Source organism: Labrenzia sp. 011 (assembly GCF_003075075.1).
Classification (GTDB): domain Bacteria; phylum Pseudomonadota; class Alphaproteobacteria; order Rhizobiales; family Stappiaceae; genus Roseibium.
In genome coordinates this window covers 1-2,522 of the sequence record NZ_QCYM01000048.1, presented here as the reverse complement: position 1 = coordinate 2,522, position 2,522 = coordinate 1, and the positions used below count along the sequence as shown (strand labels likewise).

Annotated in this window: 2 protein-coding genes; both read right to left on the bottom strand. The window is 61.9% G+C overall.

The window, feature by feature from the left end:
* Positions 1-133: 133 nt before the first annotated feature.
* Positions 134-904: an IS21-like element helper ATPase IstB gene (gene istB / locus DCO57_RS22115; RefSeq protein WP_116701087.1), complete on the bottom strand. Its 771-nt coding sequence runs from the start codon at positions 902-904 to the stop codon at positions 134-136.
* On the bottom strand, positions 901-2,400 hold the full coding sequence (istA, locus tag DCO57_RS22110) for an IS21 family transposase (RefSeq protein WP_116701086.1): 1,500 nt from the start codon (positions 2,398-2,400) through the stop codon (positions 901-903). Before istA ends, istB begins: the two co-directional genes overlap by 4 nt.
* Positions 2,401-2,522 lie beyond the last annotated feature (122 nt).

The window sequence follows — 2,522 nt, the reverse complement described above, 5'->3', positions numbered from 1 at the left end:
TGTCAACGGCGGAGCAAAATCAGTCCAATGGGCGGAGTAAAAGTCGTCCACTTGCGGCGCACGCATGAGACCGCCGGGAGGGCGTAGCCCGAGCGGGGGTCTCATGCGTGCGCTGCGATTTTTCGGGTGGGGATCAGCCTGCCTTTCGAGCGCGGCTTTGGGCGAGGCGGTAGCTGTCGCCGTTCATCTCGAGGATATTGACGTGGTGGGTGACGCGGTCGAGCAGCGCACCGGTCAGACGTTCAGATCCCAGGGTTTCCGTCCATTCGTCAAAGGGAAGATTGCTGGTGATCAGAGTCGCTCCGCGTTCGTAGCGTTGCGAGATCAACTCGAACAGCAATTCCGCCCCGGTCTTTGAGAGCGGCACGAAGCCCAGTTCATCGATGATGAGCAGCTTGCAGGCGGCCATCTGTTTCTGGAAACGGAGCAGACGCCGTTCGTCACGGGCCTCCATCATCTCACTGACCAGTGCGGCGGCGGTCGTGAAGCCGACGGACAGGCCCCTCTGACATGCAGCCAGGCCGAGACTGAGGGCGATGTGCGTCTTGCCTGTGCCGCTCGGTCCAAGGGCGATCACGTTCTCGCGGCGCTCGATCCATTCGCAACGGGCCAGTTCCAGCACCTGCAACTTGTTGAGCTTGGGAATGGCGGCGAAGTCGAAGCTGTCGAGGCTTTTGACGACCGGGAACTTTGCCGCCTTGATGCGGCGTTCGACCTTGCGGCGGTCCCGCTCGATCATCTCCCTTTCCGCAAGACGGGCGAGGTATCCGGTATGATCCACGCCCTCGGTGGCGCATTGCCGGGCCAGCTTCTGATATTCCCGCTGGAAGGTCGGCAGCTTGAGGGTTTTGAGATGGTGGGAAAGCAGGATCGCAGGGGGAGTGTCAGGCGCTTCGGTGCTCATGCCGCGTCCTCCTCTTCAGCATCGCCGAGCAGGTGCATATAGGCCTTCGCCGAAGTCTTCTCGACGGTCGCCCTCGGCAGGTAGGGATAGATCGACAGGTCCAGCCTCGGCGGCCGGCGTTCCACCCGACACAGGATCAAGTGCTTGACGGCGTCGAAGCCGATCGCTCCGAGTTGGAGGGCCTGCTTCACTGCGGCATGCAGATCGGCAAGCTCGAAGCTTTCCATGAGACGCAACACCTGCACGTACTCACGACGGCCGTGCTTGCCCATTCTTGCTTCCATCAGGCGGCGCAACGTGGCGAATTCTTGCGGCAGGTCCCAGCCCTGGAGCGGGGCGGCCTGATCCAGAGAATTGATCTTCTGCTCGATCAGCGCCAGGTAATGCAGCGGGTCGAAGACGACGTCTTCCCGTTCCCAGCACCGGGGATGGCGGGCGATGATCTCACTGCTGCAACCGATCACCACCTCGTCGACATAGCCTCGGACCCAGACGTCCTGATGGCCATAGGCGACGGGAACCGAATAGTCGTTGGTCTTGTAGCGCACCAGAGCCTGGGCCGTGACACGGGCGCTGGCCTGGTCGCAGGCATCGAAGGGCGAAGCCGGTAACGGGCGCATGGCGGCCAGATCGCGCAGCAAGCGTTCCCCAATCGTCTCGCTCTCGCCCCGCAGCCTGTCGCGCTGGCGCTTGCGGCATTGCTCCTCCAGCCAGAGATTGAGCTCATCCCAAGTCGCAAACTGCGGGATCGGAACCATGAAGTTGCGCCGGGCATAGCCGACAAGCCCCTCGACACTTCCCTTGTCATTGCCTTTGCCCGGACGGCCATAGCGGTCCCGGATCAGGTAGTGGGACAGAAACCCGCTGAACAGGGAAGCCCGTTTGCGGGTGCCGTCGGCCAGGATCTTGGCCACAAGGCAGCGGTCGTTGTCGTAGACGATCGATTGCGGTACTCCGCCAAAGAAGGCGAATGCATGGACATGGCCATCGACCCAGGCTTCCGACACCGCCGCCGGATAGGCACGCACATAGCAGCCGTCGCTGTGCGGTAGATCGAACACAAAGAAATGCGCCTTCTGCTCAACGCCGCCAATCACCACCATCGCCTCGCCGAAATCGGCCTGCGCATGCCCGGGCGGATGCGACAGCGGCACGAACACCTCCTGGCGACGCTGTGCTCGCTCGCGCATGTAATCCTTGATGATCGTGTAGCCGCCGGTGAAGCCACATTCGTCTCGCAGCCGATCGAACACCCGCTTGGCCGTATGGCGCTGCTTGCGCGGCATCTTCACGTCCTCATCCAGCCATCGATCGATGGTCGAAACGAACGCATCCAGCTTCGGACGGCGCACCGGTGACCGGCGCTGATAGCCGGGCGGCGTCGAATACGACAGCATTTTGCGAACCGTATCGCGCGATATGTTGAAATGCTTCGCCGCCTCGCGCTGTGTCATCCCTTCGGAGCACGCAAGACGGACCTTCAAATACAATTCCACGGTATAGATCCCCGAACCCTCCTGCCGTCATCGCAGAAGGAAAATAGGTGGACGACTTTTACGCCGCCCGCAGCAGGACTATCCCGCCGCTACCGTGGTCGAATTTTGCACCGCCGATCTCA